Source organism: Methylobacterium sp. CM6246, from assembly GCF_054818005.1.
In genome coordinates this window covers 1,892,381-1,916,784 of record NZ_JBTXKY010000001.1, presented here as the reverse complement: position 1 = coordinate 1,916,784, position 24,404 = coordinate 1,892,381, and the positions used below count along the sequence as shown (strand labels likewise).

Sequence of the window (24,404 nt, the reverse complement as noted above, 5' to 3'; positions counted from 1 at the left end):
CGATGGCCGACGATCGCAACCGCCGCCGCTTCACCGATCCGCGCGCGGCCGCCGAGGCGGCTTTCAAAGCCGCCACGACCGCCAAGCCCGCCGCTGCTCCTCCACCACCCGCGCCGTCGGCTCCCCGCCCGACGGCGGTCCCGGGCGCGCGCGAGATGGTCACGTTGCGCCTCGACAGCGCCGTGTTGGCCCATTTCCAGAAGGACGGCCCGGGCTGGCAGGACCGCGTCAACGAGGCGTTGAAGACCCTCGTTCCAGCTGACGACGCGTAGGGCGGATCGGGACTTTCCGATTGGATAGCCGGGCTCCTCAAAGGCGCCGGGTGTTCGCGGCCGCTTGCGCGCGCCGCCGTTTTCCTCTGGGCCGGCCCACCGCTTGCCGTCGGGGTCGATCGATCGTGCTCGAAGTCTTGGCCTGCGGCGTTGCGCTGATACGCTCAGGCTCGCCTCACGGTCCCCGCGTTCACGCGAGTGTTTACGGCGAACCAGCTTCCACGTCGGTAGCGAGCGGCCTCACGCATCGTGCTCCCCGAATGCTAAGCTTTCCGGTTCGCCGCTCCGGGCAGAGGATGCGGCGCGCCCGGAATCTTCCTGTCCCCGTCCAGAGACGGGACATTCCCGAAGGCTTGCGGGCCAAAGGCAATGGCAGACAGTGAACACCCGATCCCGTCGGCAAGCAGTTGCCGTCATCTGCAAGTGCAAGACGCGCAGGTCTCGACCCTTCCCAGGTGTTTGCAGTAACGGGCGGCATATGGCTGCCCCGCCTGGCCGGCAACCATGGTCTCCGCGACGGGGCAGCGGCTGAAGGGTCCGCGTAAACCTGGGATCCGTGGATGAGTATGGCCCTCTGTGGCCCGTCGCTCTTACTTCCGTGCCGCGTTCTCGGCTGCCCCCCGGGCGGGAGATTGGCGCATGCCGTCGGACCTGGCCCGCGTCTCTGAGCCGGAACGTCACCCTGGCGGCTCGATCTCCGTCATCGTTTGCCCGAACGCCGGCGACAGCACGCGGCCGAGAATGCGGCCGAGCTGATCGGCCGAGTATGGCTTGTGGATCAGCTCGAACCCGTGCAGCCCGTCCTGGGCCAGGACGTGGCTGTAGCCGGTCGCCAGCAGCACCGGCACGTTCGGTATCCGGCGCTGGAGCAGCCGCGCAAGCGCGATGCCGCCCATGCCGGGCATCACCACGTCGGAGAACACCACATCGAAGCCGGCGCCGTCCGGCCCGAGCTTCTCGATCGCATCCTCGGCGTTGGCCGCCCAGGTCGCCCGGTAGCCGATATCCTCCAGGATCTGGGTGGCGAAGCGCCCGACCTCGACATTGTCCTCGACGATCAGGACGTGCTGGCCGCCGCCCGCCGGAAAACCCTCGCGGAGATAGGGGACCACAAGGTCCTCCGGCGCCACGACGTCGATCTCCGGCAGGTAGAGCGTGAAGGTCGTGCCACTGCCGACGACGCTGTGAACGGCGACGTCGCCACCGGATTGCTTGGCAAACCCGAACACCTGGCTGAGCCCGAGGCCGGTGCCCTTGCCGACCTCCTTGGTGGTGTAGAACGGCTCGAAGATGCGGCTGAGCATGTCCGGCGCGATGCCGGTCCCGGTATCGGTGAGCGACACTGCCGCGAACGGACCGAGGGCGGCCGCGTGGCCGCGGATCGGCGGCAGGGCGCTGGCGCAGGTCAACCGGAGCGTGAGCGTGCCTTCGCCGTCCATGGCGTCACGAGCGTTGACCGCCATGTTGACCAAGGCGGTCTCGAACTGGCTGAGATCCGCCTTCACGTAGCAGGGTTCGGCCGGCAGGTCGGTGCGCATCTGGATGCGCGCACCCGTCAGGGTGTTGAGCATGTCGGCCACGCCGCGCAGGCGCTCGCCGACTTCGAACGCCTCGGGCTTGAGCGTCTGGCGCCGGGCGAAGGCCAGGAGCTGGCTCGTCAGCTTCGTGGCGCGGTCGACCGTGTCGGACACGGCATCCATGTAGCGGTCGCGCCTTTCCGCCGGCAGGTCGGGGCGGCGCAGGAAGTCCACTGACGAGCGGATGATGGTCAGCAGGTTGTTGAAGTCGTGGGCGACGCCGCCGGTAAGCTGGCCGACCGCCTCCAGCTTCTGCGACTGGCGCAGCGCCTCCTCCGCTCGCTGCAGCGCGTTGGCCTGCTCGTGCTGCGCGGTGGTATGCCGGCCGGTTCCGTAGATCTGCCCGTCCTCGAACGCCCCCGTCCAGGCGAAGCGGCGATAACTCCCGTCCACGTGCCGCAGGCGGGACTCGAACGGGACACTCACGGGAGCCGTCACGATTCCGGCCAGCGCAGCCTGGGCCGCCGCAAGGTCGTCCGGGTGGATGAACGCGGAGACTTTTTGCCCGACGAGATCGGCGGACTGCCAGCCGAGCAGGGTCGTCCAGGCGGCATTCACGGCCGTCACGACGCCCACGGCATCCGCCGCCACCAACAGATCCGGGGAGAGCCGCCACGCCCGATCGAGGGCGCGGGCCCGTTCCGCCACCCGGGCCTCCAGCGTCAGGTTGAGGTCTTGCAAGGCGATCCTTGCCTGGTCGGCGTGGCGGCGGGCCTCCAGGAGATCGCGCTCGTAGCGGCGGCGGTCCGAGGCATCGAACGCGGTGATCCGGATGAAGCGGACGTCGCCCGCGTCGTCCCGGCGGACGACTGCGTTGGCGATGACCGGCAGGGTCGTTCCGTCGCGGCGCACCAGATCGAACGCCACCTCCTTGAACGATCCCTGCAGGCGCAGGAGCGGCGCGAAATGGGTCTCGTAATAGATCTTGCCCGCAATGGTCAGCAGATCGAGGAACCTGCGTCCGACGAGTTCCGCGGGCGGATAGCCCAGCCAGTTGGCCAGCGTCCGGTTGACCCGGGAGAACCGCCCGTCCGGCAGGGCCGAGGCGTAGCCGCACGGGGCGTTCTCGAAGAGGTCTTCGAGGTCGTCGACGTCCGGCCCGGGGGCGCAGGGCGGCGCGTCGCCCTTAGCCGCCAAGGACGAAGGCCTCGATCGCCGCGATGGTCTCCTCCGGGGCGCTCAGGTTCGGGCAATGGCCCGACGCCTCGAAATGGACCAGCGTGCTGTTCGGCAGCTTGCGGTGGACATACGCGCCGACTTGCTGCGGCGCGACGATGTCGTCCGAGCACTGGATGACGAGGCATCGGGCGGTGACGCCATCCAGGTCAGCCCGGTTGTCCGACGTGAAGGTGGTCCGGGCGAAGCGCTTGGCGATCTCGGGATCCGTGCGGCAGAAGCTGTTGGTGAGTTCCTGCCCGAGTTCCGGCCGATCGGGGTTGCCCATGATCACTGGGGCCATCGTGTGCGACCAGCCCATGTGGTTGCTGTCGAGGAAGTCGAGCAGTTCCTCCACCTGCGCCGGAGTGAAGCCGCCGACGTAATCGCCGTCGTCGATGTAGCGCGGCGACGGGCAGACCAGGACGAGGCTGTCGAACAGGTCTGGCGCCCGCTTCCAGGCGAGGATGCCGATCATCGCGCTCACCGAATGGCCGACGAACACGCCGCCCCTCACGCCGAGCGCACGCGACACCGCCACGACGTCGTCGGCGTAGCCCGCCAGGGTTGCGTATTTCACCGGGTCGTAGGCCGACAGATCCGACCCGCCGGCGCCGATATGGTCGAACAAGACGGTGCGGAAGAGGTTCTCGAACGCAGGTGCCACGAAGCGCCACATGTTCTGATCACAGCCGAACCCGTGGGCGAAGACCATGGCAGTCTCGCCGGATCCTGCGACCCGCACATTGTGACGTTGGAGGACCGACACGTCCGCTCCCTTCGACCGCGTTCCGGTCTAAGGCCGTTCCGGATCGTGAAGCAATCCGGACCGCATCGCAGCCCTACAGGGAACGCACCCCTTTTTGGCGCCATCGGCGCCGATCACGGCAGCGGGCGGCCCGCGCTTCGTAATAAGGCGGCGTGCTGTCCCGGAACTGGTGCCCGTCTCCACCGTACAAGGCTTGGCGTATCGTCCCGAACGGCAGAAGCCAGCTGTCGAGACGAATCACCTGGAATACCCGCCTCGGGGCAACGGCGTGCGCCTACGGCACGACCGTTTCGGGAACCCGCGCGGCCCCGTCGCCGATGACCACGCGGAATCGGGCGTTGCGGATCAGCGGATCCCGCCGCTGGCGGTGATCACCTCGCCGGTCAGCCATCGGGCGTCGTCGGAGGCCAGGAACGTGACCACGCCAGCGATGTCGTCCGGTCGTCCGGCGCGGCCGAGCGGCGTTTGGGCGATGAAGCCGGCCTCCATCTCGGAGCCGACGATTCCGGCCGTATGCGTGCCCTCGGTCACCACGAAGCCCGGGCTGACCACGTTCACGCGAATCCGGCGGGGCGCCAGCTCATTGGCCAGGACGCCCGAGATCGCGTTCAGCGCCCCCTTGGTCCCGGCATAGGCCGCGGCGGCGGGCGTGTGCACGTGGGTGATGGCCGACGAGATGTTGATGATGCTCGCGCCTTCGCCGAGATGCGGCGCGGCGGCCTGGCTGGTCAGCAGGACACCCAGCACGTTGACGTCGAACAGCCGGCGGTAATGCGCCTCCGTGATCTCCTCCAGCGTGGCGAACTCGTAGACGCCGGAATTGTTGACCAGCACGTCGAGCCGGCCGAACTGCGTCACGGTGGCCGCGATCAAGCCCTGCGCCTGGGCAGCCTTGGATACGTCGCCCTGCACCGCGATGGCCTTGCCGCCCTCCGCGTTGATGGCCGCGGTCACGGCCTCGGCATCCGCCCGGCTGCTGGCGTAATTGACCACGACCGCGGCGCCCTCCCGCGCCAGCGCCGTTGCGATTCCGGCCCCGATGCCCTTCGATGCGCCGGTGACCACGGCGACCTTGCCCTCGAGCTTCGACATGTGTGCTAACCTCGGCACGGGACCGGCGCCGGTATGGCCGCCTTAGTCCCATAGTTCGGAATTTCGGAACTAACGGTGCGCGGATCAAGACCCTACATGCGGAAATCATGAGGCCGCTGTTTCACCCCGCCATCGAGGACATCCGACCGGAGGCGATCCTCCACGCCCTGTCCGACCCGAATCGGGCGGCGATTTACGCGCAGATCATGCGGTCGGGCTGCGTCGAAGCCTGTTCCGCCGTCTCCGCCCTGGGCGACCGGGTCATCCCGAAATCGTCGCTGTCCGCGCACTTCAAGGTGCTGCGTGAGGCGGGCCTGATCCGGAGCGAGCGCCACGGAGTGGAGATGCGCAACCACTCGCGCTGCGCCGAGGTGGAGGCGCGGTTTCCGGGCCTGCTGGCGGCGATCCTCAACGCCTACGCGTCGGACGCCGGCAAACAAGCGCGCGGGCCCGACGCGTAACGTTCGGCACTGGGTACCGCCGACCCGGCCGCGTCGCACGCTTGGGCCGGTCCGCAGACAAGGCCCCCTCCCGTCGATCACCAGCACCGGCCGAAGCTCGCCGCAGCCTTATCGCCGGCATACCCACACGCTTATTCCCGGCGCCGGGAACAACCCGGGCGCATGGCACAACATATGTTGGTCCATCATGTCGGGTTAAGCGCGGCAATTGGCTACAAAACTAACATCGTTTGGTTCTCGCTCTTCAAAATCGTCATCCGCGGCGCAAAAAGCGCATCCTGATCGGAAGAAATACTGAACCGCTCCCGCCAAACGCGGTTGATCGGATAGCGCGACGGGATACCCCGACGGTATCGAGCCCGCACGAGTTTGCGCGCCGAAAGCCGGCGCCCATCATCAGCAGCGAGGAGCAAACCGCATGTACTACCTCGACAAGCGTCTCCAATACCCGGTCAAGGTCGACAGCCCGGACCCGATCTACGCGCGGATGCTTCAGCAGGCGATCGGTGGAATCGAAGGCGAGATCCGGGTCTGTATGCAGTATTTCTTCCAGGCGTGGGGTAATCGCGCGCCGACCACGAAGTATCGCGACATGCTGCTCAACACCGCCACGGAGGAGCTGGGCCATATCGAGATGCTCGCCACCGCGGTGGCGATGAACCTCGAGACCGCACCGACCAAGGTGCAAGAGGCAGGTGCAGCCGACGCCATCGTCGGCGCCGTGATGGGCGGCGAGAACCCGCGCCACATCGCTGAGGGGATGCTGCACAAGACGCTGCTATCCACCGGCATGGCGGCTTTCCCGGGCAATTCCGACGGCCTGCCGTTCGACATGAGCCACATCTACGCCAGCGGCAACATCGCAGCCGACATGTACTGCAACGTCGCCGCCGAGAGCACCGGCCGGGTGCTGGCCGTGCGCCTGTACAACGCGACCAACGATCCGGGCATGCGCGACATGTGGAGCTTCCTCATCGCCCGGGACACGATGCACCAGCAGCAATGGCTGTCGGTGATCGAAGAGCTGGGCGGTCATACCGGCACCCTGCCGATCCCGAACTCCTTCCCGCAGGAGAAGGAGAACCAGAAGTTCAACTACAACTACTTCTCGTCCTCGGCTGACGGCTCGCCGCCGCCCGAGGGCCGCTGGACCCAGGGCCCGTCCCTCGACGGCAAGGGCGAGTACAGCATCGTGCAGAACCAGCCGATGGGTCAGGAGCCCGTGCTCGGTCCTGCACGTCCGGACAGCGGCGCCCAGTCCGAGCAGATCGGCTGATGACTCAGCCTTCCGGGGCGCGGGCGTGACGCCCGGCCCCGGGGGGCAATCGAGGCACGCGGACAGAAGAACGCCGGAGTTCCGGTCGGTCCGACGCCGATCGGACGACGAACAGAAGCGGGAAGAACGCCCCCATGAAGGCACTGGTCTGGCACGGCACCGGTGACGTCCGTTGCGATTCGGTCCCGGATCCGGAGATCGAGGACGGGCGGGATGCCATCATCAAGGTGACGAGTTGCGCAATCTGCGGCTCGGACCTGCATCTCTACGACCATTTCATGCCCGGCATGAAGTCGGGCGACATCCTGGGCCACGAGGCCATGGGCGAGGTTGTCGAAGTCGGCAAGGACAACAAGGCCCTCAAGCCCGGCGACCGGATCGTCGTCCCGTTCACCATCACCTGCGGCCAGTGCGATCAGTGCCGGCGCGGCAACTTCTCGGTGTGTGAGCGCTCCAACCGCAACAAGGCGCTCGGCGATACCGCGTTCGGGCACACCACCGCCGGCCTGTTCGGCTACACCCATCTCACCGGCGGCTACGCGGGCGGCCAGGCCGAGTACCTGCGCGTGCCGTATGCCGACGCGACGCACATCAAGGTGCCGGACGGCATCTCCGACGAAAAGCTCCTGTTCCTGTCCGACGTCTTCCCGACCGGGTGGCAGGGCGCGGTCCAATGCGACATCCAGCCAACCGACACGGTGGCGATCTGGGGCTGCGGGGCTGTCGGCCAGATGGCGATCCGCTCGGCGATCCTGCTCGGCGCAAAGCGTGTCATCGCGATCGACCGGGTCCCGGAGCGCCTGAGGATGGCCGAGGCCGGGGGTGCCGAGGTGATCGACTACAACACGGCATCCAACATCGTCGGCCGCTTGAACGACATGACCGACGGCAGGGGCCCGGAGAAGTGCATCGACGCCGTCGGGCTCGAAGCCCATGCCACGGGCGCGGTCGATGCGGTCTACGACCGGGCCAAGCAGGCGATGATGCTCGAGACCGACCGGGCCCACGTGCTGCGCCAGATGATCATGGTCTGCCGTCCGGCCGGCGTGCTCTCGGTCCCGGGCGTGTATGGCGGCCTGATCGACAAGTTTCCCATCGGCGCGCTGATGAACAAGGGCCTGACGGTCCGCACCGGGCAGACGCACGTCAACAGGTGGACACCGGACCTGCTGCGGAGGATCGAAGACGGGCAGATCGATCCGTCCTTCGTCATCACCCACACCATCGGGCTGGAGGACGGCCCGGAGATGTACCGGGTGTTCCGCGACAAGCAGGACGGCTGCATCAAGGTGGTGATCCGGCCATGAGCGATAAACAGCATTCGCGGACGACCCGGGGCGCACCAGGGCGCGGTCCCGAGACCGGACACGACGCGCTGGCGCGCGGGCTCGGCTGGTTCTCGATCGGCCTCGGCATCCTGGAGCTGACGGCCCCGCGCGGCCTGTGCCGGGCACTCGGCCTGCGCGGCCGGGAATCGCTGGTGCAAGCCTACGGCGTCCGTGAGGTCGCCACCGGCGTCGCGATCCTCATGAGCCATGATCCGACGCCCTGGATCATCGGGCGCGTCGGCGGCGACGCGCTGGACCTCGCCACGCTGGCGACCGGCTTCGAAGGCGACAACCCGAAGCGCACGAACCTCGCCGCCGCGACCGCCGCCGTGGCGGGGGTGACGGTCCTCGACGTCATATGTGCGCAAGGGCTGATCGGGCAGAAGCGCCTGTCACCCCCTGGGACCTTCGATTACGGCGACCGGAGCGGCTTCCCACGTGGCGCCAGGAGTATGCGCGGCGCTGCCTCCGACTTCGCGCCGCCGGCCGATTTCCGCATTCCGGAGCCGCTGCGGCCATGGTCGGGCGAGCGCGTCGCGCCAGGAACCTGAAGGGTCGTTCCGAGAGGTGGCCGTCGGCTTTCGGTGACAGGCGACCCTAGACGAGGGTCCGGCGCATCGTGCCGGTCCCGATACCCGGCGCGATGCGCTAGGGCCGGTCCCGCAGAATCCGCATCACCGCCCGGTCGAGGGCCGACAGGAACGCCGAGCGGTCGGCCCGGGAGAACGGCGCCGGGCCACCGGTGATCGTGCCGGCCTCGCGTAGGGACTGCATCAGGTCGCGGGTGGCCAGCGCCATGCCGATCGAGGATTCGCTGAACGGCTTGCCGGTGAAGGCCAGGACCGTGGCGCCGGCCTTCACGCAGCGAGCGGCCAGCGGCACGTCGGCGGTGAGCACGATGCTGCCGTGCCCGGCCCGCTCAGCGATCCAGTCGTCGGCGGCGTCGAGGGCGGAACCGACGACGACGCGTACGATCCAGGGCTCGCGCGGCAGGTTAAGCACGCTGTTGGCGACGACGTGGACGGTGAGGCCGTAGCGCGCCGCTACCCGGTAGGTCTCATCCTTCACCGGGCAGGCATCGGCATCGAGATAGATCGTCGGCCGGTTCTCCGTGGCGCTCATCGCCGGGGCACCAGCTTCGAGGTGAAGCCCGCCAGGATCAGGAGCGCCCCGAGGGCGAATTGCCAACGCTCGATATCCCCGCCGATCGACAGCACCACCGCGCGGCCGATGACGATCAGCCCGAGCAGCGGAAAGCCGAAGCGCAGGGCCATCTTGACGACGATCAGTGCGGTCCGGGGTCTGGCCTGGGCTGGTGCCATCAGCGGATCGCCGCGACCCTGCGCGGGGCCGGATCCTCGGTCACCGCGACGCCGGCCTCGTCACCGCGCTCCAGCGTCGCCACAGACAACGGTGCGCCGCGGCCACGCAGGGCGTGGGCGCCCAGCGAGCGCGCCCGCACCCCCGCGGGCAGGCGCGGCAGCCGGCCCAGGAGATCCTGCGAGATCAGGATGCCGACCCCGAGTGGCCGGCACAGGGCTTCGATCCGCGAGGTCACGTTCACGGCGTCGCCGAAATACGCGATCTTGTGGCGGTCGACGCCGACTTCGGCGGTGACCACCGAGCCGCCATGCAGCGCGGCGCGCAGCTTCGGCACCGTGCCGAACCGGCCGGTCCACGCGGCCTCGTCGGCCTCGATCCGGTCGATGACGTCGAACACGCAGGTGACGCAGCGCGCGTCCTTCAGGCCGCGGCTCATCGGCCATGTCACCATGGCCAAGTCGCCGATATAGTCGTCCACCGATCCGCCGTTGCGGCGCACCGGCTCGGCCAGCGTCGCGAAGACCGCGCTGAGATATTCCTGCGCGCGCAGGTCGCCGTGCGCCTCCGCGAAGGCGGTCGACCCGACCACATCCAGGAACAGGAAGATCCGCTCTTCGGCCACCGGCTTGTGGTAGCGGCCGATCATGAAATTCACGAAGATCTCGCCGCCGACGAGGTCGCGCATGCGGATGACGAAGACCAGCAGGCCAGCCACCGCCAACGCGTAGGCGAGGACGCGGGCCGTCATCCGGGTCGCCACGGCGAGTTCGTCGCCGGTCAGGCCGAAGCTCCAGACGATCAGGCCGCCCAGCGCGTTGCCGGCCACGATCATTAGCACGTAGGCCAGTTCGGCCGCGATGACGTAGAGCCAGGCCGGGAGCCGGCGGATCCGGGCCTGCAACCCGGCCAGGATCAGGCCGCGGTCGAAGGCCAGCACGGTGGCGCCCATGGCCAGGCCGTAGGTGAAGCCGGCGAGCGGCGCGGCGGCATCGGCGAAGATGACGTTGTACAGCAGCCCGGCGCCGGCGGCGGCCAGGAGGATCAGCGACCAGAACATCCGGTGAGCCGGCAGCATCAGCGCGTCCCCCCCAGGGTCGGCTCGGCGCCGGCGCCGCACGGGGCGCTCCAGGCCCGCGCGGGCAACCGGGTAGGCCGCTTGGTAGGCCCTGTGGCGGCCTCGTTGAGCGCGGTGTGAGACACTGGCCTAAAGTTCAACACCGGAGCGGCGACGGCCCATTGCTCATCCCCCCAAGATGGCGCGAGTAAGGCGCAGCGGGGTCCGCGTATCGGCTCGATCGGGTCGGGCGGACGATCAGAACGAGACCCCGCGCGGCCGGAAGGGAGCGCTGCCATGTACGCCAGAAGCTTCGGGGCGACGCGCGTCTCGGTGCCGGTCATCGGCCAGGGCACGTGGCATATCGACGGCTCGGACAGGGCAGACGCCGTGCGCGCCCTGCGGGCCGGCATCGATGCCGGGATGACGCATATCGATACCGCCGAGATGTACGGCGACGCCGAGGCGATCGTGGCCGAGGCGACCGCGGATTGCCGCGAGGAGGTGTTCCTCGTCTCGAAGGTGGTCCCGGGCAACGCCACGCGCCGCGGCGTCGTGCGGGCCTGCGAGGCCTCCCTGCGGCGGTTGAAGACCGACCGGCTCGACAGCTACCTGCTGCACTGGCCCGGCCAGCACTCCCTGGCCGAGACGATCGCGGGGTTCGAGGACCTGCGCCGGGCCGGCAAGATCCTGTCCTGGGGCTTGAGCAACTTCGACGTCGACGACCTCGACCGGGTCCTGGCCATCGCCGGGCCGGACCGGATCGCTTGCAACCAGGTGCTGTACCACCTCAACGAGCGGGCGATCGAGCACGCGGTGCTGCCGTGGTGCGAGAGGCACGGCGTCGCGATGGTCGGCTACTCGCCGTTCGGGAGCGGCGAGTTCCCCGACCCTTCCAGCGCGGGCGGCCGCGTGCTCGACGGCATCGCCAGCACCCACGGCACGACGCCCTACGCGGTGGCCCTGGCCTTCCTGACCCGCCTGCCCGCGACCTTCACGATCCCCAAGACCGGCCGGCCGGCGCGGGCGATCGAGAACGCGGGCGCCGCGGACCTGCATCTCGGCCCGGCCGAGATCGCCATGATCGACGCGCATTTCCCCCGCGGGCCCCGGCCCCGGATGCTGCCGATGTTGTGAGCGACGGGGGCAGCCGGATACCGTCGACGCGAATGGCGGGGGGCGCGGAATCGCTGTACCGCGGCCGTCACGCGCGCCGCCCGAAAGCCCCCGACCGTCATGCTGAAATCGCTCCTGCCCTCGGCGCTCGCCCTCACGGCGGGCGTCAGCATCGTCATCCAGCAGGCGCTGAACGCGAATCTGCGCACCGCCCTCAACTCGGCTGCCCTGTCGGGGGTCGTGAGCTTCACGGTCGGGGTGGGCTGCATGGTCGTGTTCGCGCTGGTCGCCCGGGACCCGATGCCGTCCGCCGGGGTGCTCGCGCGGATCCCCTGGTGGGCGTGGAGCGGCGGGATGTTCGGGGCGATCTTCATCGGCCTCGGCATCGTCCTGGTCCCGCAGCTCGGGGCCGGAACTTTTCTGGCGCTCCTGGTCACCGGCCAGATGCTGGCCTCAGTCCTGTTCGACCATTACGGCTGGCTCGGCCTCGCCCAGCGCCCGGTCGACCTGCCGCGGGCGCTCGGCGTCGCGCTGCTGATTGGCGGCGTGGTCCTGATCCGGCGCTGAGCCGGACCGGCTTACTCGCCGATCCCGAACAGCTTCTCGACGAAGTTGCGGTCGTCCTTCGGGGCTGCCCGGCGTGCCGGGGCCTGCTGGCGGGGCGCGGGCGCGGCCGGATCGCCGAAGATCTGGCCCAGGAGGTCGGCCGGGGAACTCGGCGCCGCGCTCGCCACGGAAGCCGTGGTCTCGGGCGGCGGCTTGCGCCAGCGGTTGATGCCGGGCAGCGGAACCGGGTTCTGGCCCTTCAGCGCCTGGGTCATGTAGGTCTTCCAGATCTCCGCCGGCAGGTTGCCGCCGGTGACCTTCTTGGTCAGCTCGCCGTCGTCGTTGCCGAGCCAGATCCCGGTGACGAGGGTACCCGAGTAGCCGATGAACCAGGCATCGCGGAAATCCTGGGTCGTGCCGGTCTTGCCGGCCAGCTCCCAGCCCGGGATGTCGGCCTTCTTGGCGGTGCCGGACACGAAGGTCTCGTGCATCATCGCGTTCATCATGCCGTCGGCGTTGGCGTCGATGACCCGGCCGAGACCGTTGTCGGAACGCTTGTACAGCATCTTGCCGGCGGCACTCTTCACGGAGGTGACCACGTACGGGATCACCCCGGTGCCGCCGTTGGCGAAGGCCCCGTAGGCGCCGACCATCTCCAGCAGGGTCACCTCGGAGGTCCCGAGCGCGATCGAGCCGTTGGCCTGGAGCGGCGAGGTGATGCCGAGGCGCTGGGCGGTCTGCACCACCGTCTTCGGGCCGACTTCCTGGCCGAGCCGCACCGCCACCGTATTGAGCGAGTGCGCCAGCGCCATGCGCAGCGTCACCGGGCCTTCGTAGCGGTGCGAGTAGTTCTCAGGCGCCCAGGTGCCGATCCGGATCGGCGCGTCCTCCTTCACCGTGTCGGGTGTCGCCCCGTGCTCCACGGCGGCGAGGTAGACGAACGGCTTGAACGAAGAGCCGGGCTGCCGCTTGGCAGTGGTCGCGCGGTTGAACTGGCTCTGGGCGTAGTCGCGCCCGCCGATCAGCGCGCGGATCGCCCCGTCCGGCCGCATCGAGACCAGGGCGCCCTGTCCGACGTTGAAGCGCGTGCCCTTGGCGTTCAGCTCGTCGGTGAGCGCCTTCTCGGCGAGCGCCTGCAGGCCGGTGTCGACGGTGGTCTGGACCGTGATGTCGGTGTCGAACTTGCCGACGTAATCGTCGAGCACGTCCATCACGAGGTCGGCCACGTAGTTGGCCGAGCCGCCGCCGCGCGCGTTGGCGGGCCGGGCCGGCTGGGCGAGCGCCACCTTGGCGTCCTGCGCCGGGACGAAGCCGAGCTCCTGCATGGCAGCCAGCACCTGCGCGGCGCGGGCCTGGGCGGCGGGCAGGTTGCGGTTCGGGGCGAGCCGCGAGGGCGCCTGCACGAGTCCGCCGAGCATCGCGGCCTGGGCCAGCGACACCTCCTTGGCGGGCTTGCCGAAGTAGCGCTGCGCCGCGGCCTCGACGCCGTAGGCGCCGGCGCCGAAATAGACCCGGTTCAGGTACAGTTCGAGGATCTCGTCCTTGCTGTACTTGTGCTCCAGCCACAGGGCGAGGATCGCCTCCTGGATCTTGCGCGAGGCCGAGCGCTCGGGGGTCAGGAACAGGTTCTTGGCGAGCTGCTGGGTCAGGGTCGAGCCACCCTGCGCGACGCCGCGGCGTGTCAGGTTCTGGCCAATCGCCCGGAGGATGCCCACCGGGTCGACGCCGAAATGCTGGTAGAACCGCCGGTCCTCGATCGCCACGAAGGCGCGGGGCAGGTAGGGCGGCAGCTCCTTGATCGAGACCACCCGGCCGCCGGTCTCACCCCGGTTGGCCAGCAGCGAGCCGTCGCTCGCCAGGATGGCGATGTTGGGCGGGCGCTTGGGCACCGCGAGCTGGTCGATCGGCGGCAGCTGCGAGGCATGGTAGGCGATGAGGCCGGCGACGCCGATCACCGCCCACAGGCCGAGCACCACGGTGCCGTAGGCGATCCGGCCAAGCCACGAGCGCCGGCGCCGGCCGGACTTCTTCTGGGTCCGGCGTGGCGCCGTCTTAGCCGGAGCCCGCGCCATCTCGTCCGCTCGCTTACCCACGCGTTCCCCTGTCCCGGCCCGGTCGTCCCGGGACAGGCGCAGGTCGAGTTCGCCGCGATCCCGGACGCGCCCTTCCGGCACGTCGAAATTCGGCTCCATCCTGCCCCGACCCTTGGCCATGCATCCCGTCTTCGAACGATCCGAAACCAGCGCGCGCGTGCGTTGCGGCGTAGCCCGGTTACGGCACGCTAAATGCGGCGGTTTAAGGGGTCGTTAGCGTTCCGTTCAGCACCCCGGCCCCGGCCGCTAGCATCCCGGCGCCTTAACCCGAGGCGGTCGGATCCTGCCCCAGCACCCGCCGTGCCTCGGCGAGCAGCACGGGGTGCCGAACCGATTGCGGGCCGGAATCCGGCGTCTCGCGGCCGAGCCGGGCGATACGCGCCGTGAACAGCTTCCGGCGCAGGCCGAACCGGCCGATGCTGGCCGTGAGCGCCAGCAAGACGACCCGCACGGCCTCGGTGCGCTCCCGCTCCTGCACGATCTCGGTCTTCAGCGCCTCCTCGCGCTGCAGGGCGGCATCGAGTTCGAGCCGGACGGCGGCCCGGCTCGCCTCGTCCCGGCGCGCGGTCTCCAGCTGGATCCGGCATTCCTGCAACGCGCTGAGGATCATAAGCTCCTGCGCCGACGCATCCCGCATTGAGTCCTCCCGGTGCACCATCGCCCGGTGAACAACCCGGCACGCGCCCGATCCCTGTCATGAATATTCGGCCCCGACCTGCGAAGGCGTCGGAGGGCGGACCGTCGCTGCGGTTCGCCTTACCGATGCCGGGCGCCAGCCGGAAGCCACCGCCCCACGATATCGAGGTCGCGATCAGCGGCGAAGCCGGGATCGACGCCATGCGTTGCAGGATTGCCGTAGCCCTGGGGGCATCCTGAACGCCGCGAAGCTGGCGAGCCTGCAGCGGCGGCGCATCTCCTGGATGACCCAAACGCGTATTGAGTTTCGGCCTGGGATAGCAGTCTCCGCCCGCCATCCAGCCCGTTAACCGTATCGCCGTATTGTTCAGTCCGCGCGCCTGGGTGTCGCGGACCGGGACCGGAGAGAGGGTGCGATGACGGAGGATCGCCGCGGGGCATTCCGCAAGAACGCCTTCACGTTCGGCACGCTGCTGCTCGCCTGCGGCGAGGTCGGCTGCCTCGTCTGGGACGCCACCGAGACTGGCGCTCAGATCGAGGTCGAGGAGGATCAAGCCGTGCCGGACCGATTCCCGCTCCGTCTGACGGACGGGGCCGACCCGCGGCAGGCCGCCGTAGCGTGGCGGCGCAGCCGCCGGATCGGCATCGCGTTCGAGAGCTGAGCTGCCGGCCTCAGGTGGCCGCGAGGGACGGACGCGGGCGCGGCGCCCCCGCCAGCCGGAACCAGGCCGGACGCACGAACAGCAGGCCGAGCGGCGTGTGGCGCACCAGCCGCTCCAGGGCCAGCGGCACCAGCAGCGCCGCCGCCATGACGATCAGGCTCGCAAGCCCGATATCGTTCACGAGCCCGGTGCGGACCAGGATCTCGCGGGTCGCGGCCATCGGCAGCGAGAAGGCGAGATAGATCACGATCGAGCGCTGGCCGCAGGTCCGGAGGGCTTCGGCGACGGCGGTCCCCGACCGCTCGATCAGCGCGGCCACGACCACGATCGCCAGGGCACCGGCCGCCCCGAGGGCGAGGCTCGCGATCGGCAGGCTGGCGAGGGTCGGGTAGGCCGGATGGCCGGCGGGCGTCAGCGCCATCCATCCTTCCAAGACGGCCCAGGCGGCGAGGCCGCACAGCGCGGGGCCGACATGCCGGCGGGCCGCGTCGGCCAAGGCGAAGATCCGGCCGGCGAACAGGTAGCCCGCCACGAAGTAGACGTAGCGGCCGCAGAACTCCTCGACGAGGGTCGCATCGCTGCGGATGTCGGCGACCTGCAGCAGGGCCGCGCCGGCCAGCAGCAGCGCCCCCGGGCACCGGCGCAAGACCTTGGTCACCACGGAGAAGACCGCCAGCAGGTAGACGAACCACAGGCTGGAATACGGCTCGACCAGCGCGTGGGCGAGATGGGCGGCGAAGGCGCCCGGCCCGGCATCGCCGACGATACCGCCGTAGCGCGCCGCCGACTGAATCACCAGCCAGAGCCCGTAGAAGTAGGCGAAGTGCAGGACCCGGCGGTCGGCGAACAAGCGCCAGTCCCGGTCGATCACCCGCCCCAGGAACAGGCCGGACAGCAGGAAGAAATCCGGGATCCGAAACGGTTTGGCGAAGGCCACCACCGGGTGCAGGAATCCCTCGCCGCCCAGGGCCGCACCGGTGCCGATGACGGAATGCATCATCACCACCAGGAGGATGCAGATCCCCTTGGCGATATCGACCCAGGCCAGCCGGCCGTCCGCGTCCCCTGCCCCGCCCATCGTTCAGCTCCCAGACCGGGGCCAGTGTGGACCGACAAGGTTGACGGGGTTGCCGGCCCGGGACCGGAACCTGCAGATGTCCTGAGCGCCGGGTAAACGGCTGCCTCAATCCCGACGCTTGCCCGCGCGGCGGTCGCGGGTCATGCGCGTGGCGGCGTGGAAGTCGTCGGGCTTGCCGCGGATCCAGACCACGAAGCGCGCGATCTCGGGATCGTCCCGCAGCGCGTCCACGTCGGCGAGCCGACGGGCGATCTCGGCCTCGCTGTAGCGGGCATGGATCGCCGAGTGGCAGATCTGGTGCAGCCGCACAGTGCCCTGGTGGGTGCCGCCCTTCAGCTTCGGGGTGAGGTGGTGCAGGCTGGAGCGGGCGCGGGGCGGGATAGGCCGGCCGCAGAGCGGGCAGACCGGATCCATCCGGGCAACCGCGCCGGGCATCTCCGGATCGTCGGCTTTCCAGCGCCGGGAGCGGCGTCCGACCAAACGATGTCTCCTCCCGTCCTTTCAGGGCACAGCCTGATCCGGCGTCCTGCAGGCCGGCCCCACACGTCCGCGGAACCACGCCTCGGCCTCGCGATCCCGGGACCCGAAGATCGACATGTGGTCGCCCGGCACCAGCTCGAACCGCGCTCGGGGCCCCGCCGCCGTAGCGAGCGCCCGGGCGAGCTCGGCCGGCACCACTGGGTCGTCGGTGCCCTGGACGATCAGGACCGGCGCGGACGTGCCTTGGATGCGCCGGTCCGAGCGATAGGTGTCGCGCAGGAGCCAGGATGGTGCCAGCGGGACATGCAGCCGCACGGCATGGGTCAGCGAGTCGAACGGTGCTTCAAGGTAGAGCCCGATCGCCTCGACTTGCCCGGCGATCGCGACCGCCACCGCGGCACCCAGGGAATGGCCATGCAGCAGGATCGGCGCCCCCGGGGACCGTGCCTCAGCGGCCGCGACCGCCGCCAGCCCGTCCCGGATCAGGCCGTCCTCGCTCGGCGTGCCGGTCGAGCCAGGATAGCCGCGATAGGCCGGCGCCAGCACACCCCAGCCGGCCGCGCGCCACGGATCCGCGGCGAAGCGTGCCGCGTGCGGCTCGGGCCGGGAGCCGTTGCCGTGAAAGCTGATGACGATGCCGCAGCCGGGATGCGGCGGCCGCCACAGGGCGAACAGCCGCTCGCCGTCCTCTGTCGCTACCGTGACCGGCTCGGTCCCGGGCGGTGCCGCCTGGATGCGCACGGGTTGCCCGTTCCAGGCCGCGCCCGGGTAGATCAGCCGCCGCTGGAACAGCACCAGGGCGACGAGCCAAGCCAGGTAGAGCACCGCCAGGGCGGCCAGCAGCAGGAGCAGGATGCGCATCGTTTCTTGAAGGTTCAAAGATGGGCATCGTAGCCAAGTTTGTTTGGCCCAGGACGGCTTTGATGAGTGGTTGGGCGGCCCTGCCCCTACACAGGGTGCTTGGCTTTGGGCGACCGGAGCTTCTCCCGCCGGACAACACCAGCCTGTTATCCGCTCGCCTCGCCGCAGCATTGACAAACCGATCCCCGGGGCCGAGTCTCGAACCGTTCCGAGGGGGGCCCCGAAGGGGGCTGAGATTGGGCATGCTGCCCTGACCCTTGAACCTGATCCGGCTCATACCGGCGGAGGGACGGGAACCTGCGGCTGCTCGCGTGCGTGCGGCCGGATCTCATCTCAGCCATCGCGTGGTCCGGAGCGCTCCAACACGAGGAGAGGCCCACGATGAACGCACCCGTTCTCCCCAAGGACGTGAAAGGCAGCCCCGAGACCGTGACCACGGGTCCGGTCACCGGGTCGCGCAAGGTCTACGCGAATCCGGTCGGCCGGCCGGACATCCGGGTGCCCTATCGCGAGATTGCCCTGTCCGATCCGAAAGAGGAGCCGGTGCGGGTCTACGATCCGTCGGGCCCCTACACCGAGACCGACGCCCGCATAGACCTCACCGCCGGCCTGCCCGGCGTGCGCGAGCCCTGGATCGCGGCGCGCCGCTACACCGCGGTTGAGCCCCGTGCGGTCAAGCCGGAGGATAACGGCTTCGCGGGCGACAAGCTCGTGGCGCCCTGCCCCGCTACCCGGACGATCCGCATGGCGGCCCCCGGGCAGATGGTGACGCAGTACGAGTTCGCCCGAGCCGGGATCATCACCGAGGAGATGATCTACGTCGCCCACCGCGAGAACGCCTGTCGCGACGCGATGCTGGCGGGCGCCGAAGCCACGCTGGCAGACGGCGAGAGCTTCGGTGCGTCGGTGCCGCCGTTCATCACCCCAGAATTCGTGCGCGACGAGATCGCCCGCGGCCGCGCGATCATCCCGGCCAACATCAACCACACCGAGCTGGAGCCGATGGCGATCGGCCGGAACTTCCTGGTCAAGATCAACGCCAACATCGGCAATTCGGCCGTGACGTCGTCGGCCGCGGAAGAGGTCGAGAAGCTGGTCTGGTCGATCCGCTGGGGCGCCGACACGGTCATGGACCTGTCCACCGGCCGCAACATCCACAACATCCGCTCGTGGATCATCCGGAACAGCCCGGTGCCGATCGGGACCGTGCCGATCTACCAGGCGCTCGAGAAGGTCGGTGGCGACCCGCTCAAGCTCGATTGGGAAGTCTTCAAGGACACGCTGATTGAGCAGGCCGAGCAGGGCATCGACTACTTCACCATCCATGCCGGCGTGCGGCTGGCGCACGTGCCGCTCACCGCCCGTCGGGTCACCGGCATCGTCTCGCGGGGCGGCTCGATCATGGCGCGCTGGTGCCTGGCCGGGCACCGGGAATCGTTCCTGTACGAGCATTTCGACGAGATCTGCGACATCATGCGGGCCTACGACGTGTCGTTCTCGCTCGGCGACGGCCTGCGTCCGGGCTCGATCGCCGACGCCAACGACGCCGCGCAGTTCGGCGAGCTGGAGACGCTGGGCGAACTGACCAAGATCGCCTGGGACAAGGGTTGCCAGGTGATGATCGAGGGCCCCGGCCACGTGCCGATGCACAAGATCAAGGTCAACATGGAGAAGCAGTTGCGGGAGTGCGGCGAGGCGCCGTTCTACACCCTCGGCCCGCTGACCACCGACATCGCCCCCGGCTACGACCACATCACCTCGGGCATTGGCGCCGCCATGATCGGCTGGTTCGGCACCGCGATGCTCTGCTACGTCACCCCGAAGGAGCACCTCGGGCTGCCGGACCGCGACGACGTGAAGACCGGGGTGATCACCTACAAGATCGCCGCCCACGCCGCCGACCTCGCCAAGGGCCACCCGGCCGCCCAGCTGCGCGACGACGCGCTGAGCCGCGCCCGGTTCGACTTCCGCTGGGAAGACCAGTTCAACCTAGGCCTCGATCCGGATACGGCCCGTCGCTACCACGACGAGACCCTGCCCAAGGACGCCCACAAGGTCGCGCATTTCTGCTCGATGTGCGGGCCGAAGTTCTGCTCGATGAAGATCACCCAGGACCTGCGCGCCGAGGTGCTGGCGATGGAGGAAGCGGGCGAGGTCGTGGGCGCGTCGCCCGCTATGTCGAAGGCCGAGGCCGAGGCCGGCATGCGGGCCAAGTCCCAGGAGTTCCTGGCCGAAGGCGGCAAGCTCTACATCGACGCGGCCGAATGAGGAGCCGGCACGCCCCGTCCGCTCAAGACGTGGGCGTGCCGCACCCGCCGCCGCCGCGCGGTGCCGTGATCTCGATCGCCGAGTCCGGCTCGGCCCCGTAGGCATCGTAGAGCGCCGCGAGCATCAGGTCGGCGGCGATGCCGACCTCGGGAGGATCTCCGAGGCTGACGGTGCGCGAGAAATTCGCTTCTCCGTGGCTTGGGCATACTGAAGGGCCCGGAGGGCGGCCTGGGATTGCGCCTGGAGCCGAAAACCCGTTTTCCCGTAGGCGCCAGACGAGGCTTCGCACAACATCACGGTATCGAAGGGCTGGAAGATGCACTGGACATAGTGCATCGGCCGATCGCGCAGCGCCACCACGATGAAGCGATCACGCGACGTTTCGACGGGCCCGCGCCGATGGATCGCGTCAAGGCGCGCCACGACCTCGCAGCGATGCTGCCGGATGAACGCCCCCCGGGGTGATAATCCTGATCGCGCCTGTCCGCTGCCCGGTGGTGCCTCGGCAAACGCCGCAATCAGGAGCGCCACCGCTATTCGGGTCCAGCGCATGGATACCTCCGGACGCGTGCCGTTCCCCGTGGCGCAATAGCGACACGGATCGCCCCACCCGCGCGGTGCGCGGCATCAAGGACCAGACGAATCGCAAAATGATGCCGTTCCGGTAACGCGATCTTCATCGCGACTCCGGCTGCCGCGCAACCATCCCCTGCGCCGGGGGGGGCCGTTAACGGACGCTTAGGCGGCAGAACCGCTGAATCCCTCGATCACAGGATCGCAGGAGATCAGCCATGGATATCCGTCCGCTCAATGCGACGACGCCGGGGCCGCAGGGTCTCGAGTCGCTCGCGGCATCGGCCGCTCCGGCCGCCACCCAGGACACGACGCCGGCCCAGGCCGCCACCGCTCCGCTGGAACCGGCAGTCAAGCTCGACATCACCCCCACCAGCGACAAGGCGCGCTACATTCAGGATCCGGACACGAGCTCGATCGTGTTCCAGGTGGTGGATTCGCGGTCCGGCAACGTCGTCGAACAGCTGCCCAGCGAGACGGCCCTGCGCAACCGGGCCTATGACGCCGCCCGCGAATCGCACGCCGCCGCGGGGAACCTGTCCCGGATCGCCTGAGACGCTGGCTCCGGCGCAGGTCGCTCCACTGGGCGAGGTCCGGCTTGCGAACACGCTTTCCTGCAGAAACCGAAAGACCCCGTTTGACGGACTTGTCGGCGGGCTGCTAGATCGCATTCGTACACGGGTGCACGGAGCACCCACGAGGCCCCGGCCTTGTGGGCGCTACTCCACCGCACCGGCCGTGTCCGCGGGCGTAGTTCAGTGGTAGAACGTCAGCTTCCCAAGCTGAATATGCGGGTTCGATTCCCGCCGCCCGCTCCACTTTTTTCTACTTTACATCAGCCCGTCAGTTCCGCTCGCCGCGACTGATCAGCCCCACGGGGTGGCGAGATGTGTTCGCCACGGGCGCGTTGGCGCCCGGGGCTCGAGACGCCTCTCCGGGACGCATCCTGTAAGATCAGCGTGTCGAGCGTCAGATCTGCGATTACCGGCGAAAGATGCCGGTTCTCCGTCTCAAGATCCCTCATCCGCCTGCGAAGCCGTTCGGCAACTTCGCAGGTGCGGGCCTCGATATCCGAAGCGTCGGCAAACTTACGTACGGGCCGCTTCGAGCATGCCGGTCGCCAGGGCCACCCAATAGGCGGCCCCGATCGGCAGGGCGTCGTCGTTGAAGTCGTAGCCGGGATTGTGAAGCGGCCGGCCGGGCTCGGCGCCGTCGGTGCCGAGCCAGACGTAGGCGCCGGGGCAGGCCTGCAGCATGTAGGCGAAGTCCTCCGAGGCCATCGACGGCGCGACATTTCCATGCCGGGCCGGTATCGCCGGGACCCGGGCCGCCGCGGCGAGCGCGAGCGGGACGGCGTCCGAGGCGTTGACCGTCGAGGGATATCCGGTGTGGTAATCGACCTCGGCGGCGCCGCCATGCGTGCGGGCGGTGCCCGTGGCGATCTCCGTGATGAGAGCCGCCACCGTCCCGCGCACGCTCTCGGACAGGCAGCGGACGGTCCCCCGGATCGTGGCGAGGTCCGGGATCACGTTCCAGGCGTCGCCGCCGTGGACCTGGGTGATGCTCACCACCGCGGGATCGAGCGGGGCGATCCGGCGGCTGACGATCGTCTGCAGGGCCAGAACCGTCTCGGAGGCGATCACCAGCGTGTCGATGCCCCGCTCCGGCATGGCGGCGTGCGTCCCCGAGCCCCTGACGCGTATCTCGAACGTGTCGAGGGAGGCCATGATCGGGCCCGGGCAGGTGGCGAAGGCTCCGAGTGGCAATCCCGGCCAGTTGTGCAGGCCCCAGACCGTGTCGCAGGGGAACATCCTGAACAGGCCGTCCTCGACCATCGCCCGGCCGCCGCCCTCGCATTCCTCGGCCGGCTGGAAGATGACCCGGACCGTACCGCGCAGGTTCTCGGCGCGGGCGAGCTGGCTGGCTGCGCCGAGCAGCATCGCGACATGCCCGTCATGCCCGCAGGCATGCATCACCCCCGGGTTCCTGGAGGCGTGGGGCAGACCGGTCGCCTCGTGGATGGGCAGCGCGTCCATGTCGGCGCGCAGGCCGACGATCGGGCCCTCTCCCCGGCGCAGCGTCCCGACGACGCCCGTCCGGCCCAGGCCGCGATGGATTTCGAAGCCGCAGGCGGCGAGCTCGCGCGCGACGAGGTCCCCGGTTCGGACCTCCGCAAAGGCGAGCTCCGGGTGGGCGTGCAGGTCGCGCCGCCAGGCGACCATGCGACCGAGGATGTCCGCGTCTATGCTCATGCCGTTCGCTCCCTGGCCGTCACAGGTCCGATCCCGGCCATCCCTGCGGGTCGGTCGATCCGCCACCGAGCCCGGCCCGGCGGCGGATCGAACCATGTCTCACGTCACCGGCACATGCATCCAGAACTGCGCGATCAAGGTCGCGCCCAGGAATGTGCCGGCATTCGCCATGAACGAGACCACGACGATGCGCCAGCCCAGCTGCCGGAAGGCGGGGATGTCCTTGGCTATGGACAGGCCGGCGAATGTCAGGATCGGAGTGGCCAGGGCGAGAAAGTTGATCTTGCCGGTCATCGCGGCGATCTCGGCCGCGTACGGCATCGCCGGATAGGTCAGCGCCATGCCGATCAGGGAGACCCAGATCACCGCGGGAAGCTTCCGCGCCGAGAGCACGTAGAGACCCCAGCCGAGGATCACGACGCCAATGATGATCGCCATCCCGCCCACGACGGCGGCGTCGGGGATCACGCCGTAGGTCAGATAGTTGCCGATGAGCCCGTAGGCGCCGATCAGCAGCCACGCCACCAGCATCTCGGCCAATCCGATCGCGGTTTCCTCATGCTCCGGGGTCACGGCGACGGCCGAAGGCTCCCGGATGGTGTTGGGTCGGTTGCGCCCGAGGATCGGTTCGAGCTTGCCGTAGGCCCAGATCGTGAAGGGCAGCGACAGGAAGAGCGTGAAGTAGGTTCCGATGGTCGTGGTGATCAGGTTGCTCGCTGCCGCGAAGGTGGCGACATCCTTGGCCACCTCGGGGGTCTGCTGCGCCGCGATGGCCCCCGACGCGGCGGCCATCATGCTGCCGGATCCGACGCCGGCCCCCATGGCGAGCGCGAGGGGATTGAAGATGTTCAGGCTGGCGATGAGACCGGCCAGGACGGCGATGAAGACGGCCCCGAATACCGTACCGGTGAGGTATTCCGCGAGCACGCCGCGACCCTCCGGGGAATCCATCCCGTAGCGCTCGCCGATGATGGCCAGGCTCGGCTCCCGGCCGACCGAGAAGGTGGCGCCGATGGCCTCCCGCTTGATGCCGAGGAGAAGGGCGACCGGAAGGCCGAACACCATGGTGCCGAAGAAGTGGCCGAACTCCTGGAACACGAGCGACCATCCCGACGCGAAGATCCTCGGCAGCGAGCCGCCGACCAGCAGGCCGAGCTTTGCGATGAAGACGAGGAGGGCCGGCTGCAGGAAGGCGGCCGCGGCCGACTGCGTCGAGGACCGCAGGCGCAGGAGGGCCGGGAGCCGGGGGCTCGCCAGACCGAGGGCTCCGCCGAGCAAGAGGGCCCACAGCAGGGGCAGCAGAACGATCTTTCCGGTCCCGACGGGGATGTTGATGTTGCCGATGGCCTCGGCGATGACGACGATGACCAGGGCGATCAGGAACAGGCGGACGCGGCTCGGTCTTTCGGCCGGGTTGGCCTCGACTGGGACCGGGCGTCGATGGATTGCTTCCTGTGCCATGGCTGTTGTCCTCCCTGCGATGGGTCGCGGCGCTTAGGGTCCTGATTGTTGTTCTTGCGCCGGCGTCGGGG

24 protein-coding genes, 1 tRNA gene and 1 riboswitch are annotated in these 24,404 nt (G+C 69.2%); of the genes, 11 read left to right on the top strand and 14 right to left on the bottom strand.

Going from position 1 to position 24,404, the window contains the following annotated elements; all coding sequences use genetic code 11:
• The first annotated feature begins 2 nt into the window (after positions 1–2).
• Positions 3–272 (top strand): BrnA antitoxin family protein, encoded by a 270-nt coding sequence (locus ACYQPG_RS09480; RefSeq protein ID WP_147854718.1) that lies wholly within the window; start codon positions 3–5, stop codon positions 270–272.
• 677 nt (positions 273–949) lie between these two features.
• On the opposite strand, the gene ACYQPG_RS09475 is transcribed toward ACYQPG_RS09480, so the two are convergent.
• The 3 genes from ACYQPG_RS09475 to ACYQPG_RS09465 all read right to left on the bottom strand — a co-directional run bounded on the left by ACYQPG_RS09475 (position 950) and on the right by ACYQPG_RS09465 (position 4,865).
• Positions 950–2,986: a PAS domain S-box protein gene (locus ACYQPG_RS09475; protein ID WP_461230789.1), complete on the bottom strand. Its 2,037-nt coding sequence runs from the start codon at positions 2,984–2,986 to the stop codon at positions 950–952.
• On the bottom strand, positions 2,976–3,719 hold the full coding sequence (locus tag ACYQPG_RS09470) for an alpha/beta fold hydrolase (protein ID WP_419829293.1): 744 nt from the start codon (positions 3,717–3,719) through the stop codon (positions 2,976–2,978). Before ACYQPG_RS09470 ends, ACYQPG_RS09475 begins: the two co-directional genes overlap by 11 nt.
• Positions 3,720–4,118: 399 nt before the next feature.
• Entirely contained in the window at positions 4,119–4,865 is a 747-nt protein-coding gene (locus ACYQPG_RS09465; RefSeq protein ID WP_147905893.1) for a glucose 1-dehydrogenase, read from the bottom strand.
• Between the two features lie 107 nt (positions 4,866–4,972).
• Between ACYQPG_RS09465 and ACYQPG_RS09460 the strand changes: the two genes are divergently transcribed.
• The 4 genes from ACYQPG_RS09460 (at position 4,973) to ACYQPG_RS09445 (ending at position 8,481) form a co-directional block, all read left to right on the top strand.
• The gene (locus tag ACYQPG_RS09460) at positions 4,973–5,326 is read left to right on the top strand and encodes an ArsR/SmtB family transcription factor (RefSeq protein ID WP_147905894.1); all 354 of its coding nucleotides are present in this window, start codon (positions 4,973–4,975) and stop codon (positions 5,324–5,326) included.
• Between the two features lie 418 nt (positions 5,327–5,744).
• Positions 5,745–6,602 (top strand): manganese catalase family protein, encoded by an 858-nt coding sequence (locus tag ACYQPG_RS09455; RefSeq protein WP_147938690.1) that lies wholly within the window; start codon positions 5,745–5,747, stop codon positions 6,600–6,602.
• A gap of 134 nt (positions 6,603–6,736) precedes the next feature.
• Positions 6,737–7,909 carry a zinc-dependent alcohol dehydrogenase gene (locus ACYQPG_RS09450; RefSeq protein ID WP_419829292.1) on the top strand — a complete coding sequence of 391 codons (1,173 nt, stop codon included), beginning with the start codon at positions 6,737–6,739 and terminating at the stop codon, positions 7,907–7,909.
• Positions 7,906–8,481, top strand: coding sequence for a cyclase dehydrase (locus tag ACYQPG_RS09445; RefSeq protein ID WP_419829291.1), 576 nt, complete (start codon positions 7,906–7,908; stop codon positions 8,479–8,481). Before ACYQPG_RS09450 ends, ACYQPG_RS09445 begins: the two co-directional genes overlap by 4 nt.
• A gap of 97 nt (positions 8,482–8,578) precedes the next feature.
• On the opposite strand, the gene ACYQPG_RS09440 is transcribed toward ACYQPG_RS09445, so the two are convergent.
• From ACYQPG_RS09440 to ACYQPG_RS09430, 3 genes are read right to left on the bottom strand one after another with little or no spacing between them, the layout of a single operon-like run.
• Positions 8,579–9,052: a YaiI/YqxD family protein gene (locus tag ACYQPG_RS09440; RefSeq protein WP_147905897.1), complete on the bottom strand. Its 474-nt coding sequence runs from the start codon at positions 9,050–9,052 to the stop codon at positions 8,579–8,581.
• Positions 9,049–9,252, bottom strand: coding sequence for a hypothetical protein (locus ACYQPG_RS09435; RefSeq protein ID WP_147905898.1), 204 nt, complete (start codon positions 9,250–9,252; stop codon positions 9,049–9,051). The genes ACYQPG_RS09440 and ACYQPG_RS09435 overlap by 4 nt, the downstream gene beginning before the upstream one ends.
• Positions 9,252–10,328, bottom strand: a complete 1,077-nt coding sequence (locus ACYQPG_RS09430; RefSeq protein WP_147905899.1) for an adenylate/guanylate cyclase domain-containing protein — start codon at positions 10,326–10,328, stop codon at positions 9,252–9,254. Before ACYQPG_RS09430 ends, ACYQPG_RS09435 begins: the two co-directional genes overlap by 1 nt.
• Positions 10,329–10,604: 276 nt before the next feature.
• Between ACYQPG_RS09430 and ACYQPG_RS09425 the strand changes: the two genes are divergently transcribed.
• On the top strand, positions 10,605–11,444 hold the full coding sequence (locus ACYQPG_RS09425; protein ID WP_419829290.1) for an aldo/keto reductase: 840 nt from the start codon (positions 10,605–10,607) through the stop codon (positions 11,442–11,444).
• Positions 11,445–11,543: 99 nt separating this feature from the next.
• Complete coding sequence (locus tag ACYQPG_RS09420; protein WP_147938694.1) at positions 11,544–11,990, top strand: DMT family transporter; 447 nt, start codon at positions 11,544–11,546, stop codon at positions 11,988–11,990.
• Between the two features lie 11 nt (positions 11,991–12,001).
• On the opposite strand, the gene ACYQPG_RS09415 is transcribed toward ACYQPG_RS09420, so the two are convergent.
• Positions 12,002–14,182, bottom strand: a complete 2,181-nt coding sequence (locus ACYQPG_RS09415; RefSeq protein ID WP_147905902.1) for a transglycosylase domain-containing protein — start codon at positions 14,180–14,182, stop codon at positions 12,002–12,004.
• Positions 14,183–14,324: 142 nt separating this feature from the next.
• A complete protein-coding gene (locus tag ACYQPG_RS09410) occupies positions 14,325–14,699 on the bottom strand; it encodes an ATP-dependent helicase (RefSeq protein WP_147905903.1) in 375 nt (124 codons plus the stop codon).
• A 415-nt stretch (positions 14,700–15,114) separates the two neighbouring features.
• Here ACYQPG_RS09410 and ACYQPG_RS09405 point away from each other — a divergent pair, with 415 nt between their 5' ends.
• Positions 15,115–15,360, top strand: a complete 246-nt coding sequence (locus tag ACYQPG_RS09405; RefSeq protein WP_147938696.1) for a pilus assembly protein PilZ — start codon at positions 15,115–15,117, stop codon at positions 15,358–15,360.
• Positions 15,361–15,370: 10 nt separating this feature from the next.
• Here the strand turns inward: ACYQPG_RS09405 and ACYQPG_RS09400 are convergent, their stop codons facing one another.
• The 3 genes from ACYQPG_RS09400 to ACYQPG_RS09390 all read right to left on the bottom strand — a co-directional run bounded on the left by ACYQPG_RS09400 (position 15,371) and on the right by ACYQPG_RS09390 (position 17,779).
• Positions 15,371–16,438, bottom strand: coding sequence for an acyltransferase family protein (locus ACYQPG_RS09400; protein ID WP_419829289.1), 1,068 nt, complete (start codon positions 16,436–16,438; stop codon positions 15,371–15,373).
• A 105-nt stretch (positions 16,439–16,543) separates the two neighbouring features.
• On the bottom strand, positions 16,544–16,918 hold the full coding sequence (locus ACYQPG_RS09395; RefSeq protein WP_461230788.1) for an HNH endonuclease family protein: 375 nt from the start codon (positions 16,916–16,918) through the stop codon (positions 16,544–16,546).
• A gap of 21 nt (positions 16,919–16,939) precedes the next feature.
• Positions 16,940–17,779: an alpha/beta hydrolase gene (locus tag ACYQPG_RS09390; protein ID WP_147905907.1), complete on the bottom strand. Its 840-nt coding sequence runs from the start codon at positions 17,777–17,779 to the stop codon at positions 16,940–16,942.
• A 201-nt stretch (positions 17,780–17,980) separates the two neighbouring features.
• Positions 17,981–18,086: riboswitch (TPP riboswitch) on the top strand.
• A 74-nt stretch (positions 18,087–18,160) separates the two neighbouring features.
• Here ACYQPG_RS09390 and thiC point away from each other — a divergent pair.
• Positions 18,161–20,047, top strand: coding sequence for a phosphomethylpyrimidine synthase ThiC (gene thiC, locus ACYQPG_RS09385; RefSeq protein ID WP_147905908.1), 1,887 nt, complete (start codon positions 18,161–18,163; stop codon positions 20,045–20,047).
• A gap of 123 nt (positions 20,048–20,170) precedes the next feature.
• Here the strand turns inward: thiC and ACYQPG_RS09380 are convergent, their stop codons facing one another.
• The gene (locus ACYQPG_RS09380; RefSeq protein ID WP_461230787.1) at positions 20,171–20,599 is read right to left on the bottom strand and encodes a hypothetical protein; all 429 of its coding nucleotides are present in this window, start codon (positions 20,597–20,599) and stop codon (positions 20,171–20,173) included.
• A 239-nt stretch (positions 20,600–20,838) separates the two neighbouring features.
• Between ACYQPG_RS09380 and ACYQPG_RS09375 the strand changes: the two genes are divergently transcribed.
• Both ACYQPG_RS09375 and ACYQPG_RS09370 read left to right on the top strand, forming a co-directional pair.
• Complete coding sequence (locus ACYQPG_RS09375; protein ID WP_419829288.1) at positions 20,839–21,174, top strand: hypothetical protein; 336 nt, start codon at positions 20,839–20,841, stop codon at positions 21,172–21,174.
• Between the two features lie 190 nt (positions 21,175–21,364).
• Positions 21,365–21,438 (top strand) — tRNA-Gly (locus tag ACYQPG_RS09370).
• A 270-nt stretch (positions 21,439–21,708) separates the two neighbouring features.
• Here the strand turns inward: ACYQPG_RS09370 and ACYQPG_RS09365 are convergent.
• A complete protein-coding gene (locus tag ACYQPG_RS09365; protein WP_419829287.1) occupies positions 21,709–22,872 on the bottom strand; it encodes a M20 aminoacylase family protein in 1,164 nt (387 codons plus the stop codon).
• Between the two features lie 99 nt (positions 22,873–22,971).
• Complete coding sequence (locus ACYQPG_RS09360; protein WP_419829286.1) at positions 22,972–24,333, bottom strand: DUF3100 domain-containing protein; 1,362 nt, start codon at positions 24,331–24,333, stop codon at positions 22,972–22,974.
• Between the last annotated feature and the right edge of the window lie 71 nt (positions 24,334–24,404).

Coding starts and splice junctions, on each gene's coding strand:
- ACYQPG_RS09480 (WP_147854718.1), top strand. CDS start 3: ATGGCCGACGATCGCAACCGCCGCCGCTTCACCGATCCGCGCGCGGCC.
- ACYQPG_RS09470 (WP_419829293.1), bottom strand. CDS start 3,719: ATGGTCTTCGCCCACGGGTTCGGCTGTGATCAGAACATGTGGCGCTTC.
- ACYQPG_RS09465 (WP_147905893.1), bottom strand. CDS start 4,865: ATGTCGAAGCTCGAGGGCAAGGTCGCCGTGGTCACCGGCGCATCGAAG.
- ACYQPG_RS09460 (WP_147905894.1), top strand. CDS start 4,973: ATGAGGCCGCTGTTTCACCCCGCCATCGAGGACATCCGACCGGAGGCG.
- ACYQPG_RS09455 (WP_147938690.1), top strand. CDS start 5,745: ATGTACTACCTCGACAAGCGTCTCCAATACCCGGTCAAGGTCGACAGC.
- ACYQPG_RS09450 (WP_419829292.1), top strand. CDS start 6,737: ATGAAGGCACTGGTCTGGCACGGCACCGGTGACGTCCGTTGCGATTCG.
- ACYQPG_RS09445 (WP_419829291.1), top strand. CDS start 7,906: ATGAGCGATAAACAGCATTCGCGGACGACCCGGGGCGCACCAGGGCGC.
- ACYQPG_RS09440 (WP_147905897.1), bottom strand. CDS start 9,052: ATGAGCGCCACGGAGAACCGGCCGACGATCTATCTCGATGCCGATGCC.
- ACYQPG_RS09435 (WP_147905898.1), bottom strand. CDS start 9,252: ATGGCACCAGCCCAGGCCAGACCCCGGACCGCACTGATCGTCGTCAAG.
- ACYQPG_RS09430 (WP_147905899.1), bottom strand. CDS start 10,328: ATGCTGCCGGCTCACCGGATGTTCTGGTCGCTGATCCTCCTGGCCGCC.
- ACYQPG_RS09425 (WP_419829290.1), top strand. CDS start 10,605: ATGTACGCCAGAAGCTTCGGGGCGACGCGCGTCTCGGTGCCGGTCATC.
- ACYQPG_RS09420 (WP_147938694.1), top strand. CDS start 11,544: ATGCTGAAATCGCTCCTGCCCTCGGCGCTCGCCCTCACGGCGGGCGTC.
- ACYQPG_RS09415 (WP_147905902.1), bottom strand. CDS start 14,182: ATGGCCAAGGGTCGGGGCAGGATGGAGCCGAATTTCGACGTGCCGGAA.
- ACYQPG_RS09410 (WP_147905903.1), bottom strand. CDS start 14,699: ATGCGGGATGCGTCGGCGCAGGAGCTTATGATCCTCAGCGCGTTGCAG.
- ACYQPG_RS09405 (WP_147938696.1), top strand. CDS start 15,115: ATGACGGAGGATCGCCGCGGGGCATTCCGCAAGAACGCCTTCACGTTC.
- ACYQPG_RS09400 (WP_419829289.1), bottom strand. CDS start 16,438: ATGGGCGGGGCAGGGGACGCGGACGGCCGGCTGGCCTGGGTCGATATC.
- ACYQPG_RS09390 (WP_147905907.1), bottom strand. CDS start 17,779: ATGCGCATCCTGCTCCTGCTGCTGGCCGCCCTGGCGGTGCTCTACCTG.
- thiC (WP_147905908.1), top strand. CDS start 18,161: ATGAACGCACCCGTTCTCCCCAAGGACGTGAAAGGCAGCCCCGAGACC.
- ACYQPG_RS09380 (WP_461230787.1), bottom strand. CDS start 20,599: ATGCGCTGGACCCGAATAGCGGTGGCGCTCCTGATTGCGGCGTTTGCC.
- ACYQPG_RS09375 (WP_419829288.1), top strand. CDS start 20,839: ATGGATATCCGTCCGCTCAATGCGACGACGCCGGGGCCGCAGGGTCTC.
- ACYQPG_RS09365 (WP_419829287.1), bottom strand. CDS start 22,872: ATGAGCATAGACGCGGACATCCTCGGTCGCATGGTCGCCTGGCGGCGC.
- ACYQPG_RS09360 (WP_419829286.1), bottom strand. CDS start 24,333: ATGGCACAGGAAGCAATCCATCGACGCCCGGTCCCAGTCGAGGCCAAC.